Origin of the sequence: Methylonatrum kenyense, assembly GCF_023195885.1 — a bacterium.
Taxonomy (GTDB): Bacteria; Pseudomonadota; Gammaproteobacteria; order Nitrococcales; family Aquisalimonadaceae; genus Methylonatrum; species Methylonatrum kenyense.
Genome location: NZ_JALPKO010000006.1, coordinates 140,040 through 156,751 on the forward strand (window position 1 = coordinate 140,040; position 16,712 = coordinate 156,751).

Annotated in this window: 16 protein-coding genes; 9 read left to right on the forward strand and 7 right to left on the reverse strand. The window is 65.1% G+C overall.

The annotated features are described in order from the left end of the window. Positions 1-6 precede the first annotated feature (6 nt). From M0534_RS08940 to M0534_RS08950, 3 genes are all read right to left on the reverse strand, one after another. On the reverse strand, positions 7-900 hold the full coding sequence (locus M0534_RS08940; protein WP_248568083.1) for a carbon-nitrogen hydrolase: 894 nt from the start codon (positions 898-900) through the stop codon (positions 7-9). Between the two features lie 102 nt (positions 901-1,002). Next, positions 1,003-2,022, reverse strand: coding sequence for an agmatine deiminase family protein (locus M0534_RS08945; RefSeq protein WP_248568084.1), 1,020 nt, complete (start codon positions 2,020-2,022; stop codon positions 1,003-1,005). Positions 2,023-2,025: 3 nt separating this feature from the next. Further along, positions 2,026-2,250, reverse strand: a complete 225-nt coding sequence (locus M0534_RS08950) for a hypothetical protein (RefSeq protein WP_248568085.1) — start codon at positions 2,248-2,250, stop codon at positions 2,026-2,028. Between the two features lie 184 nt (positions 2,251-2,434). Here M0534_RS08950 and M0534_RS08955 point away from each other — a divergent pair, with 184 nt between their 5' ends. After that, positions 2,435-3,916, forward strand: coding sequence for an RsmB/NOP family class I SAM-dependent RNA methyltransferase (locus M0534_RS08955; RefSeq protein WP_248568086.1), 1,482 nt, complete (start codon positions 2,435-2,437; stop codon positions 3,914-3,916). 107 nt (positions 3,917-4,023) lie between these two features. Here M0534_RS08955 and M0534_RS08960 read toward each other — a convergent pair whose 3' ends face one another. Beyond that, complete coding sequence (locus M0534_RS08960; protein ID WP_248568087.1) at positions 4,024-4,347, reverse strand: VOC family protein; 324 nt, start codon at positions 4,345-4,347, stop codon at positions 4,024-4,026. 137 nt (positions 4,348-4,484) lie between these two features. Beyond that, positions 4,485-5,579, reverse strand: coding sequence for a 23S rRNA (cytidine(2498)-2'-O)-methyltransferase RlmM (gene rlmM / locus M0534_RS08965; protein WP_248568088.1), 1,095 nt, complete (start codon positions 5,577-5,579; stop codon positions 4,485-4,487). A gap of 96 nt (positions 5,580-5,675) precedes the next feature. Between rlmM and M0534_RS08970 the strand changes: the two genes are divergently transcribed. The 3 genes from M0534_RS08970 to M0534_RS08980 are packed head-to-tail and all read left to right on the forward strand — an operon-like array spanning position 5,676 to position 8,155. After that, positions 5,676-6,458: a slipin family protein gene (locus M0534_RS08970; protein ID WP_248568089.1), complete on the forward strand. Its 783-nt coding sequence runs from the start codon at positions 5,676-5,678 to the stop codon at positions 6,456-6,458. Then, positions 6,427-7,362, forward strand: coding sequence for a site-specific tyrosine recombinase XerD (gene xerD, locus M0534_RS08975; RefSeq protein WP_248568090.1), 936 nt, complete (start codon positions 6,427-6,429; stop codon positions 7,360-7,362). Before M0534_RS08970 ends, xerD begins: the two co-directional genes overlap by 32 nt. 37 nt (positions 7,363-7,399) lie before the next feature. Beyond that, positions 7,400-8,155, forward strand: coding sequence for a DsbC family protein (locus M0534_RS08980; RefSeq protein WP_248568091.1), 756 nt, complete (start codon positions 7,400-7,402; stop codon positions 8,153-8,155). Positions 8,156-8,230: 75 nt separating this feature from the next. Here the strand turns inward: M0534_RS08980 and fdxA are convergent, their stop codons facing one another. Continuing rightward, positions 8,231-8,554, reverse strand: a complete 324-nt coding sequence (fdxA, locus tag M0534_RS08985) for a ferredoxin FdxA (protein WP_248567430.1) — start codon at positions 8,552-8,554, stop codon at positions 8,231-8,233. A gap of 111 nt (positions 8,555-8,665) precedes the next feature. Continuing rightward, a complete protein-coding gene (mutS, locus tag M0534_RS08990; protein ID WP_248568092.1) occupies positions 8,666-11,242 on the reverse strand; it encodes a DNA mismatch repair protein MutS in 2,577 nt (858 codons plus the stop codon). A gap of 92 nt (positions 11,243-11,334) precedes the next feature. Between mutS and pncC the strand changes: the two genes are divergently transcribed. The 5 genes from pncC to alaS all read left to right on the forward strand — a co-directional run bounded on the left by pncC (position 11,335) and on the right by alaS (position 16,652). After that, the gene (gene pncC / locus M0534_RS08995) at positions 11,335-11,829 is read left to right on the forward strand and encodes a nicotinamide-nucleotide amidase (RefSeq protein WP_248568093.1); all 495 of its coding nucleotides are present in this window, start codon (positions 11,335-11,337) and stop codon (positions 11,827-11,829) included. After that, positions 11,819-12,340: an RNA 2',3'-cyclic phosphodiesterase gene (thpR, locus tag M0534_RS09000; protein ID WP_248568094.1), complete on the forward strand. Its 522-nt coding sequence runs from the start codon at positions 11,819-11,821 to the stop codon at positions 12,338-12,340. The genes pncC and thpR overlap by 11 nt, the downstream gene beginning before the upstream one ends. Before the next feature lie 159 nt (positions 12,341-12,499). Beyond that, the gene (gene recA, locus M0534_RS09005) at positions 12,500-13,540 is read left to right on the forward strand and encodes a recombinase RecA (RefSeq protein ID WP_248568095.1); all 1,041 of its coding nucleotides are present in this window, start codon (positions 12,500-12,502) and stop codon (positions 13,538-13,540) included. A gap of 2 nt (positions 13,541-13,542) precedes the next feature. Then, positions 13,543-14,025, forward strand: coding sequence for a regulatory protein RecX (locus tag M0534_RS09010; RefSeq protein ID WP_248568151.1), 483 nt, complete (start codon positions 13,543-13,545; stop codon positions 14,023-14,025). A 29-nt stretch (positions 14,026-14,054) separates the two neighbouring features. After that, positions 14,055-16,652, forward strand: coding sequence for an alanine--tRNA ligase (gene alaS / locus M0534_RS09015; RefSeq protein ID WP_248568096.1), 2,598 nt, complete (start codon positions 14,055-14,057; stop codon positions 16,650-16,652). Positions 16,653-16,712 lie beyond the last annotated feature (60 nt).

A 16,712-nucleotide genomic window follows, 5' to 3' on the forward strand; every position in this document is an offset into this window, starting at 1 on the left:
GCCTGTTTAGTCTCGAAACAGGCGATTCAGTTCGCCGTAATGGTCGATACGTCGGTCCCGCAGGTAGGGCCAGATACGCCGGACTCGTTCGCTGCGCGCCAGGTCGATATCGCAGAGCAGCACCTGGGGCTGGTCTGCGGCGGCGCGGGCCAGGATTTCACCCTGGGGTCCGGCGACAAAGCTGTTGCCCCAGAAGCGGGAACCGTTGCCGGGATCGGCGGGGTCGGGCTCGAAGCCAATGCGGTTGCAACTGAGTACCGGCAGGCCGTTGGCCACCGCATGGCTGCGCTGGATCGTGACCCAGGCGTCCAGTTGCCGGGCCTGCTCCGCCGCATCGTCGGCATCGTCCCAGCCGATCGCGGTGGGATACAGCAGCAGATCGGCACCGGCGGTGGCCATCAGCCGGGCCGCTTCCGGGAACCATTGATCCCAGCAGACCAGGACCCCGAGCCGGCCCAGCCGCGTCTCGATGGGCGTGAACCCCAGGTCGCCCGGGGTGAAGTAGAATTTCTCGTAGTAGCCCGGGTCGTCCGGGATATGCATCTTGCGATACCGTCCCGCCATGCCGCGTTTGCCGTCGAACACGACCGCAGTGTTGTGATACAACCCGGCGGCGCGACGCTCGAACAGCGATCCCACCAGTACGATATCCAGATCCGCGGCGATGCTCTCCAGTTGTTCCGAGGTCGGCCCGGGAATCGGTTCGGCCAGATCGAAAACCGCGGGATCCTCCTGCTGGCAGAAGTAGCGGCTGCGGTGCAACTCCTGCAGCAGCACCAGCTCTGCGCCGGCGGCGGCCGCCTCACGGATACCGTCCAGGCTGGCTGCCAGGTTTGCGGCCAGATCGTCACCACAGGCGTGTTGGACCAGAGCGGCGCGCAATGTGTCGGGACGGGGCATGGCGGTGGTCTCCGCTGAAAATCTCAGGCGCGCAGTGTAGCGAAAGGCGACAAGGATTTCGTCAGCGGCATCTGTCTGCGATGGAAGGCGGCGGTCGCCTGGTCAGGTCAGCGGTATCTGCATGCTTGCGCAGTGCACGCTGCCGTGCTGCCGGACCAGCGGCAGGGCAGGTATCGGGATGATTTCCCGGTCCGGAAAGGCCTCGCCGATCAGACGCATCGCCAGGGTGTCGCCGGCCTGCGCGTAACAGGGCACCAGCACCGCGCCATTGATCACCAGAAAGTTCGCGTAGCTCAGCGGCAGCCGCCTGTCATCGACCACACATGGTTCGGGCCAGGGCAGCGGCAGCAGGGTATACGGCTTGTCCTCTCGTGTCCGCAGCTGCGCCAGTTCCGCCTCCATTGCACCGAGGTCGGCGGCATGGCTGTCCTGCGGATCGTCACAGGCGGTGTAGAGGATGGTGTCGCCGGGCGCGAAGCGCGCCAGCATATCCACATGACCATCCGTGTCGTCACCATCAAGATGGCCGTGATCTAGCCAGTGCACCCGGTCGCAGGCAAACAGGTCCAGTAGCTGCTGCTCGACCTGGGCGCGGGAGGTGGGCCCATTGCGTGACGGATCAAGCAGGCATCGGCTGGTGGTCAGCAGCGTCCCGTTTCCGTCACAGTCGATGCTGCCGCCCTCAAACACGAACGGCACCGGCTGGTGTTCAGCCCAGCGAAAGTGGCCGTGTTCCGCAAGCTCCCGGGTCAGGGCGTCGTCGAGCTCCGCCGGATACTTGCCGCCCCAGCCGTCGAAGCGGAAATCCAGCAGCACTGCCGTGCCATCACGAATTACCGTGATTGGCCCGTGGTCCCTGACCCAGATGTCATTGGACGGGGCAATTGCCAGGTCGAAGCTGTTGCCGGCCGGCAGTTGCCTGGCCACATGCTCGCGATGGCCTTGGTCGCGGCAGGCGATAAGCACACGTTGGAATCGGCCGATGGCCGATGCCATCGCGACAAAGGTCTGCTCGACGGCCGCCAGTCCGTCGGCCCAGTCACCCCGGTCATGGGGCCAGGTCAGCATGACGCAGCGTTGCGCCGCCCATTCGGGTGGCAGCCAGAGGTTCGAACCGCTCATCGATCAGCGTTTGCGGACACTGTGGAGGACGCGCTCATGTTCAAAATAGACCATGTATTCGCTGTAGTCCCAGCGGCTGATCGGGGGATCGCCAACCGCCGGGATGCGGTTCTTCGGCGCGCCGAAGCGGGCCTCCACCTGCTGCATGGTCTCGCCGTTGCGGGGCAGGCTGCGATCCGGGCGGTCCGGATCCAGGTCATCGATGATCAGGCGATCGGCGGCGGCCATTGCCGAAACACCGGAAAGGCACGTTGCAAGCAGAAGGTTTGTTAGCCAGTAACGCATGGATGATCTCCCGTGTCCGGATGCTGCGCTATTGGAGCAAGAATAACACCGCCGCCTGCCGATCAGTCTGCGCACTGTGTCGCGTCCGTGGTGCTGCGGTATGCTCCGCCGCCTGATGAGGATCCCCATGCAACGCAACAGACCGCCCACTCCCGCCCAGCGTCGTGCCCTGGCCGTTGCCCTGGTCGAGCACTATGCGGCAATCGTCGATGCGCCGGAGGCGCTGCTGGACAGTCTGCTGAAGCCCCTGCCGGCGACCCTGTGGGCCGACCCGCGGCGCATCAGCCGGGACGCCTTGCAGACTATTCTGGCAGGCGATGGCCTGCGATCCCGGCCGATTGCCTGGCATCCGCATGCGCTGCGCCTACCGGCGGGCAGTCGCCCGGGGCTGCACTGGACATTCCTGGCGGGGCTTAGTCGGATCCAGGAAGAGGTATCGATGCTGCCGGTGGTGCTGCTGGACCCGCAACCGGGTGAACGGGTGCTGGACCTGTGTGCGGCGCCGGGCAACAAGACCGCCCAGATCGCGATTGCCATGCAGGACACCGGGACCGTGGTGGCCAATGACAGCAAGCGCGGTCGCATCGCCGCCTTGCGGCAGATGATCAAGCGCCTGGGGCTGACGAGCTGCTCGGTCACCGTGCGTGATGGCCAGGGCATGGACCGGCGTGCCGGAACCTTCGACCGGGTGTTGGTCGATGCGCCTTGCAGTTGTGAGGGAACGTTCCGCAAGGTCCGCGTACCGGAGCCGGTCGACGACGAGTTGCGCCTGCGTTCGGCCGCGGTGCAGTTGCGCCTGTTGCACCGCGCGGTGGCCCTGACCCGTCCGGGCGGGCGAATCGTCTATTCCACCTGCACCTTTGCGCCGGAGGAAAATGAGGCCGTGGTCGACGCGATCCTGCGGCAGCATCCGGAGGTGTTGCAACTGCGTCACGTGGAGGTGCCCGGCTTGCGGACCGCGCCGGGGATTGCCGCCTGGCAGGGGCAGTCATTTCTGCCGGAGATTCAGCATTGCCTCCGGGTCTGGCCCCATCAACAGGATACCGGCGGCTTCTTCGTTGCCGTGTTCGATCGCCTGGATGGTGCGGGAATGCCCGCCGACGAGACGGCCTTTTTGCCGGCCGCCGAAACCAATGACTGGCTCGCGCCGCTGACCGAGCGCTTCGGGATTCCGTCAGCTGCGTTCGCCGATGTCCGGCTCATCCGGCGCGGGAACCGCCATGTGCACGCCCTGTCCGCCGGCCATCAGGCACCCCGGGCGCCGGCACCGGAGATGTTGGGTTTGCCACTGATCCGGCGCAAGAGCCTGCCGTTGAAACCGACGACCTCGGCGGTGCTGCGATGGGGCCGCCATGCCACGCGCAATCGGCTTGACCTGAGCGCGGCGCAGCGGGATGCGTTTCTGCGCCGCGACGACTGCCTGGTGTCACCGGATCAGCGTCTGGACTGCACCGGGCCGGGCTATGTCATCGTCCGCTTCGCCGGTTATACGATTGGCCTCGGGCAGTTAATCTTCGACCGCGACAGTCCGACGGTACGTCTGATCAGCCTGGTGCCGAAGGCCTGGGCGCGGGATACGGGCGCGCAGGATCCGGGTTCCGGCGGCTGACGCCGGCTCACGACTGGCCGCGGGCGACACAATCGCGACGAGGGAGGCGAGATTGAGAAGCAGGACGCCGCAGCCGCCTGCCATGCCGGCGCCGTTGGCGGAACGAATCAAGTCTCGGGATCGTAATCGGTTTCCGGCCAGTTTGCGCGTATCTCCCGGGCCTGGTCCTCGGCCGAGAACTGTTCCCAGATCAGCCCGTTTATATCGTGCTCCACCGACAAGGTGGTGGCCTGCGGGTCTTCCCAGCCCAGATGCCGGACGACGCCTCCCTCGCCGTGGATCTGGCGAATGGACAGATTCAGCGTCGCCGTTCGCCAGAGCGCATAGCGGCCAGGCACCACAACGGTGGGCGCGGCACCGAGGCGCCGACTGTAGTCGGGGATGGTCGCTGCCACGTCAGTGACGGCAAGCGCCAGATGAAACCGTCTCATGCCCGATCTCCGCCAGCGGGGCGGCCAGCCCCGGGGCACCACGTCACGCCGGAAGATCGAGACCGGCCGGCGGTGTTTCCCAAAAAGTCTTTTTGTTTTGCAAATCAACCGCGCGACCCTGGACCGGGCCCGCCATGTTATCCCAGTGTAGCCTCTCTGAGCGTGGCGCCCGCCGGGAAAACGGCCACGGTCACTTCGTCGCGGTCGTGGTAGAGGTGGCGGCAGACCGTGTGCCATGCGGGCCCGGTGGGTAGCCGCGCCAGGCAGTCCCGCACTGTCTGGTGGCGTTGTTTCATCGGTAGCTTGAGGTTGAAAATGACGGCGCGGCACCAGCCCTGGGCCAGCCAGTGCGCGACCAGGTCCGACACTCTGACGGGTCTCTCCACCATATCGCAGACCAGCAGGTCCACCGGGCTCGGCGGACGATAGCGGAAACCATCCTCGCGGCGATGTTCCACCAGGCCCGAATCCAGCAACTCCGGCTGGATGGGCCCATTATCCACGGCCGTCACTCGGATGTGCCGACGCACCAGTTGCCAGCTCCAGCCGCCGGGCGCCGCGCCGAGGTCGACGGCCATGGCCGCCGGTCGCAGCAGGGTGTCCTGAACGTCGCTCGGCAGCATGAGTCGAATTGCCTCGTCCAGCTTGAGACCGGATCGGCTCGGCGCACCGCGCGACTGGCGCAAGCGCAGTATTCCGTTGGCTTCCGGTGAGCTGCGTCCGACCAGGCCCTCGGCCGGAAATACCTGGTCGAAGTCGCTGAAAAACAGGTGCAGCCGCCGTGGTGCCGAAGTCGCATTGCTGCTGATACCGGCGCTGGCCAGACCCTTTTCCAGCGGCTTGCGCAGGCGTCGGGTCAAAGCAGAAACCTGCTTGCCGCAGTTGGTATCCGGATGGTCCAGGCACAGTGCGGCGTAGGGGCCGATCCGCCCGGCATTCTCCAAAGCTTCCAGTACCGGCTGGACGCGATCACGCCGCGGCAACGGAATCGGCTCCGCGCTGGCAAGCAGCCATTGGCGCGGGAAGACCAGGTCCCTCAGGTCCAGTCCGTCCGAGAGTTCCTCGACCACGCCGGAATCCGCGCCGTGGAACTGCAGCCAACCGTCTCCGTGGCGAGCACGCACGTAACCCGGAAGGGATTCGGCGCTGCTCCGGGCCATGATTTCGGCCGCGCAATCCTTTTCGAAGCCGGGACGGCAGTAGAACAGCAGGGAGGGGGACTCGTTCGCCATGGCAACTTAGCCTACTGTAGCGTGGTGCGTGCCGGAACAAGGCCCCGGTGCCGGGGTCGGAACGGTGGCATCCATCCATTCGCAGGGAGAGTAGGCATGGAAACGATTCTTCTGGTCGTTGCTGCACTGATTATCGCGATTCTGGCGTCGGCGATACGCGTGCTGCGCGAATACGAGCGCGGCGTCATCTTTCAGCTTGGTCGTTTCTGGAGCGTCAAGGGCCCGGGCCTGATCATCGTCATCCCGGTCATCCAGCAGATGGTGCGTACCGATCTTCGTACCGTGGTGATGGATGTTCCCAGTCAGGATGTGATTTCCAAGGACAACGTCTCTGTCAGCGTCAATGCGGTGCTCTATTTCCGGGTCGTGGATCCGCAGCGGGCCGTGATCAATGTCGAGGACTACTTCGCCGCCACCAGCCAGCTTGCCCAGACCACGCTGCGTTCGGTGCTTGGCCAGCATGACCTGGATGAAATGTTGGCGGAACGCGATCGCCTGAACGAGGACATCCAGACCATTCTCGACGAACACACCGATGCCTGGGGCATCAAGGTGGCCAACGTCGAGATCAAGCATGTGGATATCGACGAAAGCATGATCCGCGCGATCGCACAGCAGGCCGAGGCCGAGCGCAGCCGGCGGGCCAAGATCATCCATGCCGAAGGCGAAATGCAGGCGGCGCAGAAGCTGCAGGACGCGGCCAATGTGCTGTCACAGAACCCGCAGGCGCTGCAGCTTCGGTACCTGCAGACGCTTTCCGGTATTGCCGGGGAGCAGAACTCGACCATCGTGTTCCCGCTGCCAATGGACCTGATGGGCGCATTCAAGGACATGATCAACCGGGCCAATGCCGGTGCCAGCGGCTCGGACAAGGGCTGATCAGGGCATCGTCGCGGAGCCTGGCGAGGCGATAGACCGCTTTCTTGACGCCATCTGGGCGGAGAGCGGGCTCAGTCGGCAGACCCTGGCAGCCTATCGGGCTGACCTGGTGAGTTTCGCGCGTTGGCTCGACGGCCGCGGCGGGGGCCTGTCGGGAGCCGGTCGCGAGGACGTGCTGGCCTACCTGGCGGCCCGGGTGGCGGGCGGATTGAAGCCTCGCTCCACCGCGCGGTTGCTGTCCACGCTGCGGCGTTACTACCGCTGGCGCTTGCGCGAGGGTCTGGCCGACTCCGATCCGACGGCCGATGTCGAATCTCCCCGCCTGGGCCGCCCGCTGCCTGGCGCCGTCTCGGAGGCCGAAGTCGAGGCGCTGCTGGTCGCCCCGGACACGGCTGATCCGGTGGGGCTGCGGGATCGCGCCATGCTGGAGCTTCTGTATGCCAGCGGCTTGCGGGTGTCGGAACTGGTGTCATTGACCCTGGGTCAGTTCAATCCGCGGCAGGGCGTACTGCGCGTTGTCGGCAAGGGCTCCCGCGAGCGACTGGTTCCGCTGGGTGAACAGGCCCTGGACTGGGTTGATCGCTGGCTACGCGAGGGGCGCGGTGTCCTGCTTGGCCAACGGCGCAGTGACGCCTTGTTCGTTACGGCGCGCGGTGCCGGCCTCAGTCGCCAGGCGTTCTGGTACCGGATTCGCACCCACGCCCGGACGGCAGGCATCCGCGGCCATCTGTCGCCGCATACGCTGCGGCATTCCTTCGCCACCCATTTGCTGAACCACGGGGCGGACCTGCGGGTGGTACAGTTGTTGCTGGGCCACCAGGACCTTTCCACCACCCAGATCTACACTCACATTGCCCGTCAGCGCCTGCAGGAACTGCACGCGCAGCATCACCCGCGGGGCTGACCGGGTGCCGATTGCATAGCAGAACGATGGGGTTCAGATGACATACCGATTGTTTGCCGCCGTCAGTCTCGCCGTACTGGTGACTGCTGCCCCGGGGTTGCTCGCCGACGATGAACTGGCGGAAGTGAGCGAGCGCATCAGCGAGCGGCTGCAGGACATCAACCCGGAACTGCGTCCCGACCGGGTGGACCGGTCACCGGTGCCGGATCTGTACCAGGTGGTGATCGGGGGCCAGGTCCTCTACATCACCGGCGACGGACGTTATCTGGTGCAGGGTGACATGATGGACCTGGAGACGCGCCGCTCCGTCTCCGATGACTTGCGCGGCCAGGTCCGGCTGGAACAGCTCGACGCCCACGGCGTCGACAACATGATTGTGTATCCGGCAAACGGCGACACCGAGCATGTGGTGACGGTGTTCACGGATATCGATTGCCCCTACTGCCGCCAGTTTCACGCCAACATGGATGCCTACAACGACCAGGGCATCGAGGTTCGTTACGTGCAGATGCCGCGGGCCGGCTTGGGCTCTGATTCACACCGCAAGGCAACGGCTGTCTGGTGTGCCGACGACCGCAGGGCGGCCATGGACGAGGCCAAAGACCGGGGTGACTTTTCCGGCGACACCGACTGCGACAACCCGGTCGAGGAACAACTGGCCCTGGCGCAGGACCTGGGCGTGAATTCGACGCCGTCGATCATTACCGAACGCGGTATCCTGCACCGCGGTTTGGTGCCCGCGGACGAACTGCGTCAGATCCTGGATGAAGAAAAGGCGCGGGCGGGAGATTGAAGCGCCTGCACTGGCTTACGCAAAAAGGCGGCCTTGTGGCCGCCTTTTTATTGGAATAATAGAATAATACGGCGCCTACCGCTCAAGCAGCTCGAGTTTGTTCGGCTTGCCGTCCCATTCCTCGGCGTCGGCCGGCGGGTCCTTCTGCTCGGTAATCACTGGCCACTCCCGTGACAGTTCGGCGTTGAGCTCGAGGAAGTGCATCTGGTCCTCCGGCAGGTCGTCTTCCGAGAGGATGGCCTCGGCCGGGCATTCCGGCTCGCACAGGGTGCAATCGATGCATTCATCCGGGTCGATGACCAGGTAGTTCGGGCCTTCATGGAAGCAGTCCACCGGGCAGACTTCCACGCAATCGGTGTATTTGCACTTGATGCAGTTCTCAGTGACGACAAAGGTCATGGGTTACTCCAGTATCAAAAATCCGGTCGGTCCGGTGGTGAGATGGCGCAATAGTACCGATAACGGGCCCGCGGCTCCAAAGGCAAACGCCAGATCGCGGATTCGGGCCGGTCAGTGGTTACCACCGCTGTCCTGCAGGTCTCGGATCCGGTAGAGCAATTCCAGCGCCTGGCGCGGGCTGAGTGCATCCGGGTCCAGGCCATCCAGCAGATCCCGGACCGGATCATCGGCTTCCGGTTCGCTGAATAGCGGCAACTGGCCGTCGGTCTCCGCGTCGGCGCGCCAGGCCGCGCGCTCCAGGTCAGTCAGCTTGGCTCGTGCCGCCTGGATCACGGGTTTCGGCACGCCCGCCAGGGCAGCCACCTGCAGGCCGTAACTCTGATTTGCCGGACCATCCTTGAGCTGGTGCAGGAACACGATTTTCTCGCCATGCTCGACGGCGTCCAGGTGCGCATTGCGGACGCCCCGGTACTGCTCGGCGAGGGCGGTCATCTCGAAGTAATGGGTGGCGAACAGGGTCAGGGCCTGGATCCGTTCCGCCAGCCAGGCCCCACTGGCCCAGGCCAGCGACAGCCCGTCGAAAGTACTGGTGCCACGACCGATTTCATCCAGCAGCACCAGGCTGTTGGCGGTGGCATTGTTCAGAATATTCGCGGTTTCGGTCATCTCCACCATGAAGGTGGAACGCCCCCCCGCCAGGTCGTCGGAGGCACCGATGCGCGTGAAGATCCGGTCCACCGGGCCGATTTCGGCCTCGCGGGCCGGCACGAAGCTGCCAACGCAGGCCAGCAGCACCGTCAACGCGACCTGCCGCATGTAGGTGGATTTGCCGCCCATGTTGGGGCCGGTAATCACCAGCATCCGCTGCTTTCGATCCAGCCGGGTGTCGTTGGGCACGAACGGGCCATCCAGCACCTGTTCGACCACCGGATGGCGTCCGTCCCGGATCACCACTCCGGGGCGGTCGCTGAGGCGGGGCCGGCAGTAATCCAGACTGCGGGCGCGTTCGGCCAGGCTGCAGAGCACGTCCAGTGCGGCCAGTGCCCGGGCGCTGGCCTGCAGCCGGTCCAGCCCCTCGTTCAGCGTCTCCAGCAGCTCGGCGTACAGGGACTTCTCCCGCGCCAGCGCCCGTTCCCGCGCACTGAGTACCTGGTCCTCGAAATCCTTCAGTTCCGGCGTGATATAGCGTTCGGCACCCTTCAGTGTTTGCCGACGCTGGTAGTACTCCGGTACCCGCGCGGTCTGGCCGCGGCTGACCTCGATGTAGTAGCCGTGGACACGGTTGTAGCGCACCTTCAGGTTGGCGATGCCGGTCTGCTCTCGCTCCCGGTTTTCCAGATCCAGCAGGAACTCGTCGGCATCGCGGCTCAGCTTGCGCAGGCGATCGAGTTCGGCGTCGTAGCCTTCCGCGATCATGCCGCCATCACGAATCAGCACCGGCGGGTTGTCGACAATCGCCCGGGCCAGTAGATCCGTGGTTTCCGGATGCTCGGACAGGTCCGCGCGCAGCGCATCGATCAGCGGGGCGGGAAGCTCGGCGGTTTGTTCCTGCAGCGTCGGTAGTCGCGCCAGGCAGAGCCCAAGCGCCTCCAGATCCCGCGGCCGGGCTGAGCGCAGTGCAATCCGGGCCAGGATGCGCTCTGCATCGCCAAGTCCCGCCAGTGTCTCCCGCAGTAGGGTTTCGCTGCCGCTCTGCAGCAGGGTGTCGATCGCTTCATGCCGTGCGCGGACGGTGTCCTGGTCCTGCAGGGGGCGTTGCAGCCAGCGCCGAAGCAGGCGGCTGCCCATCGCGGTGCGCGTGCTGTCGAGTACCGAGGCCAGCGTATGCGCCGTACCGCCGGCCAGGTTCTGCTCGATTTCCAGGTTGCGCCGACTGGCGGCGTCAATGATGACCGCATCATCACGCTGTTCCAGCTGCAGTCCGCAGACGTGGGGCAGGGCGCTGCGCTGGGTGTCGGCGACGTACTGGAGCAGGCTGCCCGCCGCCTGCACGATGACGGGCAAATGCTCGCAGCCGAAGCCCGACAGGTCCCGTGTGCCGAACTGCCGGTTCAGCAGCCGCCGGCAGCTTTCTTCCTCGTAATGCCACGGTGGCCGGATCGTTCGGCCACTATGTTGCGACAGCCAGTCCGGCGCCGGGTCGCCCTCGCGCAGAAGTACTTCCGCCGGATTCAGGCGTTCGAACTCGGCCTGCAGGGTTTCCTCGTCATCAACCTGTTGCGCCAGGAACTCGCCGCTGGAGACCTCAAGCACGGCAAGCCCGAACTGCTCCTGCTGGCGGACCACCGACAGCACGCGATTACTGCCGCGTTCCGGCAGCAGGCTGTCTTCGGTCAGGGTGCCGGGCGTGACGATGCGCGTGACCTGGCGGTCCACCGGTCCCTTGCTGGTGGCCGGATCGCCGATCTGCTCGCAGATCGCCACCGATTCGCCCTGCCGGATCAGCCGGGCGAGATAGTTGTCGGCCGAGTGGTAGGGCACGCCGGCCATCGGGATCGGTTCGCCGGCCGTGGTGCCGCGGGCGGTCAGGGTGATGTCCAGCAGTTCGGCGGCGCGACGGGCATCGTCGAAGAACAGCTCGTAGAAGTCGCCCATCCGGTAGAACAGCAGGATGCCTGGATGTTCGGCCTTGATGCGCAGATACTGCTGCATCATCGGCGTGTGCTGGTCCTGTTCGCGTGCTGCCATCTGGGTTCCGGGTTGGTTTGCGCGGTTGACGTTTGTCGACGGTCCGTCATCGTAGGGAAAGCCGCATCGATTCGCACGTACAGGGATTGGGCATGAGCGAGGACCGCCTGCAACGAAGCAGTGAACAGCTCGGACAGCTGTTGCAGCTGCGCGGCCTGCGGGTTGTCACCGCCGAGTCCTGCACAGGCGGCTGGATCGGCAAGGCGCTCACCGACATCGCCGGTAGTTCCGCCTGGGTGGAAGGCGGCTTCATCAGCTATTCGAACCAGTGCAAGCAAAGCATGCTTGGCGTTGATCCGGCACTGCTGCAGCACCATGGTGCGGTCAGTGAGTCGGTGGTGCGGGCGATGGCCGCTGGCGCATTGCAGCGGACCGGCGCTGATCTCAGCATTGCCGTCAGTGGCGTGGCCGGACCGGCCGGGGGTAGTGCCGGGAAGCCTGTGGGGCTGGTCTGGTTTGCCTGGGCCCGGGCCGCTGGCGAGGTCCGGGCCGAATCAGTGCGGTTTTCCGGCGACCGCGAGGCCGTTCGCCTGGAGGCCGCCATCTTCGCACTTCGCGGACTGCGGGGATGGCTCGATGTCGGATGAGGCGGTGCGGCTGTTCTTCGCCATGCAGCCGGAGCGGGAGGTACGCGCGAGCCTGCATCGCGCTGCGGCGGCTATCGGCGCCGGGCGGCCGACCCCGGCTGACAATATCCACCTGACGCTGTTTTTCCTCGGACGCTGTGACCACTCGCAAAGGCAGCAGGCGGAGCGGGTCGGGTCGGCGATCAGGTCGCCGGTCACATTGGTTCGTACCACTGAGCTCGAATACTGGAGCGGTCCCCGTGCCGGAGTGCTGCTCGCCGAGCCATTGGACGATGAACTGATCCGGCTGCAGCAGGATCTGCGGCAGGCACTCGAGAACGCCGGCTTTGTACCGGACCGGCGGCCGTTCCGGCCGCACCTGACATTGCTGCGCAAGCTGGACGCCCCGACCGGGCTGCCGGAATTGCCATCGCAGCGCCTTCGACTGGCGGGTTTCGGGCTGTTCCTGTCGCGGCCGGGAGCGCAGGGATCGGTTTACGAACACCTCCGGTACTGGCCGGCGGCAGACTGAGCGGCAGTCCCCAGGGAAACACTGACGCGGGAATAAATCAGTGTTTCCCTAAGGGTGCGGCTCGGCACCCCGGTATGGGATACTGACGGATCGCACGGCGAGCGCCATGGATGGTGTGTTGCCGATGCCGACCGAAACCACAGCAGGAGATGCAAGAGAATGGATGACAATCGCAAGAAGGCGCTTGGCGCTGCCCTCAGCCAGATCGAAAAGCAGTTCGGCAAGGGTGCGGTCATGCGGATGGGCGATGCACGCGCGGTCAGGGATGTGGACGCGGTCTCCACCGGTTCTCTGGGCCTCGATCTGGCACTCGGTATTGGCGGCTTGCCCCGGGGGCGCGTGATCGAGATTTATGGTCCGGAATCCTCGGGCAAGACCACGCTGACGCTGCAGGTCATTGCCGAGGCGCAGAAAAAGGGCGGCACGGCGGCCTTCGTCGACGCCGAACATGCGCTCGATCCGGACTATGCCGAGAAGCTTGGCGTCAATGTCGATGAATTGCTGGTGTCGCAGCCGGACACCGGTGAGCAGGCACTGGAAATCGCCGACATGCTGGTCCGCTCCGGCGCCGTGGACGTGGTGATCGTCGACTCGGTGGCGGCACTGACGCCGAAGGCGGAAATCGAGGGTGAGATGGGGGATTCCCATGTTGGTCTGCAGGCCCGCCTGATGTCCCAGGCGCTGCGCAAGCTGACCGGCAATATCAAGCGCTCCAACACCATGGTCGTGTTCATCAACCAGATCCGGATGAAGATCGGCGTGATGTTCGGCAGCCCGGAGACCACCACCGGCGGTAACGCCCTGAAATTCTATTCTTCGGTGCGGCTGGACATTCGCCGGATCGGCGCGATCAAGAAGGGTGACGAGGTGGTCGGCAATGAAACCCGGGTCAAGGTGGTGAAGAACAAGATGGCGCCGCCGTTCAAGCAGGCCGAGTTCGAGATCCTGTATGGCGAGGGAATCTCGCGGGAAGGCGAACTGATCGACCTGGGCGTGAAGAACGGCCTCGTGGAGAAGGCGGGTGCCTGGTACAGCTACAACGGTGATCGTATCGGTCAGGGCAAGGATAATGTCAGGCAGTTCCTCAAGGAACACCCGGATATTACAGAGACTTTGAACGAAAAGCTGCGAGAGATTCTAATGCCAGCCAGGCGGCCGGCAGCGCAGGATCAGGCGGATGAGCCGTCCGAAACGGCTTGATCGTGAGGGCGGACGAATCCGGTCCGGAGGCGCCGGATCCGGCCGAGATCGAGGACAAGGCAGTCAGGCTTCTGGCAAGACGGGAACACTCCCGCAAGGAACTGCAACGCAAGCTGCGCCAGCGTCAGTACCCCGAAAGTCTGATAGCCGACACCCTTGAATTGCTGGAACAGCGTGGCTATCTCGATAATCAGCGGTTTGCCGAGGCCTTTATTCGCGAACGCATCGGCAAGGGCCATGGACCGCTGCGCATCACCGCCGATCTTCGCGAGCGCGGAATCAAGGACGGCATGATCCGTGCGCTGCTCGACGCGGCCGAGGTGGACTGGCAGCAGCAGGCAGCGGTGGTGCGGGAGCGGCGCTTCGGCACGGCGCCGCCGGCGAATCGGACGGAATGGGGCCGGCAGGGGCGATTCCTTGCCGGCCGCGGTTTTTCTGCCGAGCAGGTCAGGCGCGTGCTCGGCGACGGCCGGGGCGATGACTGATCGCACCCGGCGTTTGGTATGGGATCAACATGACGAGTAGTGCTGAGCTTCGACGGGCCTTCCTGGAGTATTTCCGTGATAACGGGCATCGCATTGTGCCCAGCAGTCCGCTGGTGCCCGGCAACGACCCGACGCTGCTGTTCACCAATGCGGGCATGGTGCCATTCAAGGATGTGTTTCTCGGTCGGGAAAAGCGCGACTACAGCCGCGCCTGTTCGTCGCAGCGCTGTGTGCGCGCAGGCGGCAAGCACAACGATCTGGAGAACGTCGGCTACACGGCCCGGCATCACACGTTCTTCGAGATGCTGGGCAATTTCAGTTTCGGCGACTACTTCAAGCGCGATGCGATCCGCTATGCCTGGACCTTTCTGACCGAGGTCATCGAACTGCCCGCGGAGAAGCTCTGGGTCACGGTGTTCGAGGAGGACGACGAGGCGGCGGCGATCTGGGTCGACGAGATCGGCGTGCCGGCTGACCGGGTCAGTCGTATCGGCGCCAAGGACAATTTCTGGGCCATGGGTGATACCGGGCCCTGCGGTCCGTGTTCCGAGATTTTCTACGACCATGGTCCCGAGGTCGCCGGCGGTCCTCCGGGCACGCCGGAAGAGGATGGCGACCGCTACATCGAGATCTGGAACCTGGTGTTCATGCAGTACGACCGCAGCGCCGACGGCACCCTGAACCCGCTGCCGAGCCCCTGCGTGGATACCGGCATGGGCCTGGAGCGACTGGCCGCGGTGCTGCAGGGCGTGCACAGCAATTTCGAGATCGATCTGTTCCGCAAGCTGATCCAGGCCGCCGCCGATGCCACCGGCTGCCGGGACCTGGAGAGCAATTCGCTGAAGGTGATCGCCGATCATATCCGTGCCTGTGCCTTCCTGATCGTCGATGGCGTGCTGCCATCGAACGAGGGGCGCGGCTATGTCCTGCGGCGCATCATCCGCCGCGCGGTCCGGCACGGCTACAAGCTTGGTCAGGAAAAACCGTTCTTCCACAAGCTTGTCGAGCCGCTTGTTAAGGAGATGGGTGATGCCTATCCCGAGCTGGCCGAGATGCAGGAGCACGTCGCCACCGCACTGCGCCAGGAAGAGGAGCGCTTCAGTGAAACCCTGGATCAGGGCCTTCGGCTGCTGGAGGGCGACCTGCGCGCGCTGAAGGGTGACACCATCCCCGGCGAGACGGTTTTCCGCCTGTATGACACCTACGGCTTCCCGGTGGACCTGACCAACGACATCGCGCGGGAACGCGGCCTGCAACTGGACATGGCGGGTTTCGAGACCTGCATGGAGGCGCAGCGCGAGCGGGCCCGCTCGGCCAGCCAGTTCAAGGCCGATCACGCCGGCGGCGCCGTCATCGATGCACGTTCCCGGTTCACCGGCTACGACCGCCTGCAGGATCGCGGCAAGGTCGTTGCGCTGTTTGCCGACGGCAACGAAGTGGACGCACTCCAGGCCGGGCAGTCCGGCCTGGTGGTGCTGGACCAGACACCGTTCTATGCGGAATCCGGCGGCCAGGTGGGTGACAGCGGACAGCTGCTGGCCAACGATGTCGCATTCCGCGTCGAGGACACCCGCAAGCAGGGTGATGCCCATGGCCATTTCGGTGTGCTCGAAAAGGGCAGTCTGCGCCTGGGTGACACCGTGCACGCTCAGGTCGATCAGGCCCGCAGACAGGCCACGGTCCTGAACCACTCGGCGACACACCTGCTGCATGCGGCCTTGCGCCAGGTGCTTGGCACCCATGTGACGCAGAAAGGTTCGCTGGTTGCACCAGATCGCCTGCGTTTCGATTTCTCGCACACGCAACCGGTCACCGCGGCGCAGCTGCGTGAGCTGGATCGGCTGGTAAACGCGGAAATCCGCGCCAACCACGTCACCGAAGTGCGGGAAATGGCTTACGATGAGGCCATCGCCGCCGGCGCCATGGCCCTGTTCGGCGAAAAATACGGCGATGTCGTGCGCGTTGTGCGCATGGGGGATTCCACCGAACTCTGCGGTGGCACCCATGTGGCGAGGACCGGCGAGATCGGGCTGTGCAAACTGGTTTCCGAAACCGGCGTTGCAGCCGGGGTGCGCCGGATCGAGGCGCTGACCGGCGATGCGGCGCTGGACTGGGTGGATCAGCAGGTGGCTTCGCTGGAACGGCTGGCCGGCCTGCTCAAGGCCCGTCCCGAAATGCTCGAAGAAAGGGTGTCGCAGCTGCTCGAGCGCGGCCGCGGCACCGAGCGCGAACTGGACCGCCTGCAGCAGAAACTGGCAGCGCAGGCCGGCGGCGATCTGGCGGACAGCGCGGTGGAAGTCGGTGATATCAAGGTGGTTGCCACGGTGATTGATGGTGGTGACGCCCGCCGCCTGCGCGACATGGTGGACCAGTTGAAGGCCCGGCTGACTCGCGCCGCCATCGTCCTGGGCACCGTGGAAGGCGGAAAGGTTCGCCTGGTGGCCGGTGTTACCGATGATCTTACCGACCGGATCAAGGCCGGCGAAATGATCAATGCGGTAGCGAGCCAGGTCGGCGGCAAGGGCGGTGGTCGTGCTGATATGGCGCAGGCCGGTGGCAGCGCCCCCGAAGCCCTGGCGGCGGCCATTGCCAGCGTGCCGGACTGGATTGCCGCACGCGGCGACTGAGCCGCTGTGGACGCATATTCGTATCGACAGACAGGTCGGCTGCCCGTCCGGCCCCACAAC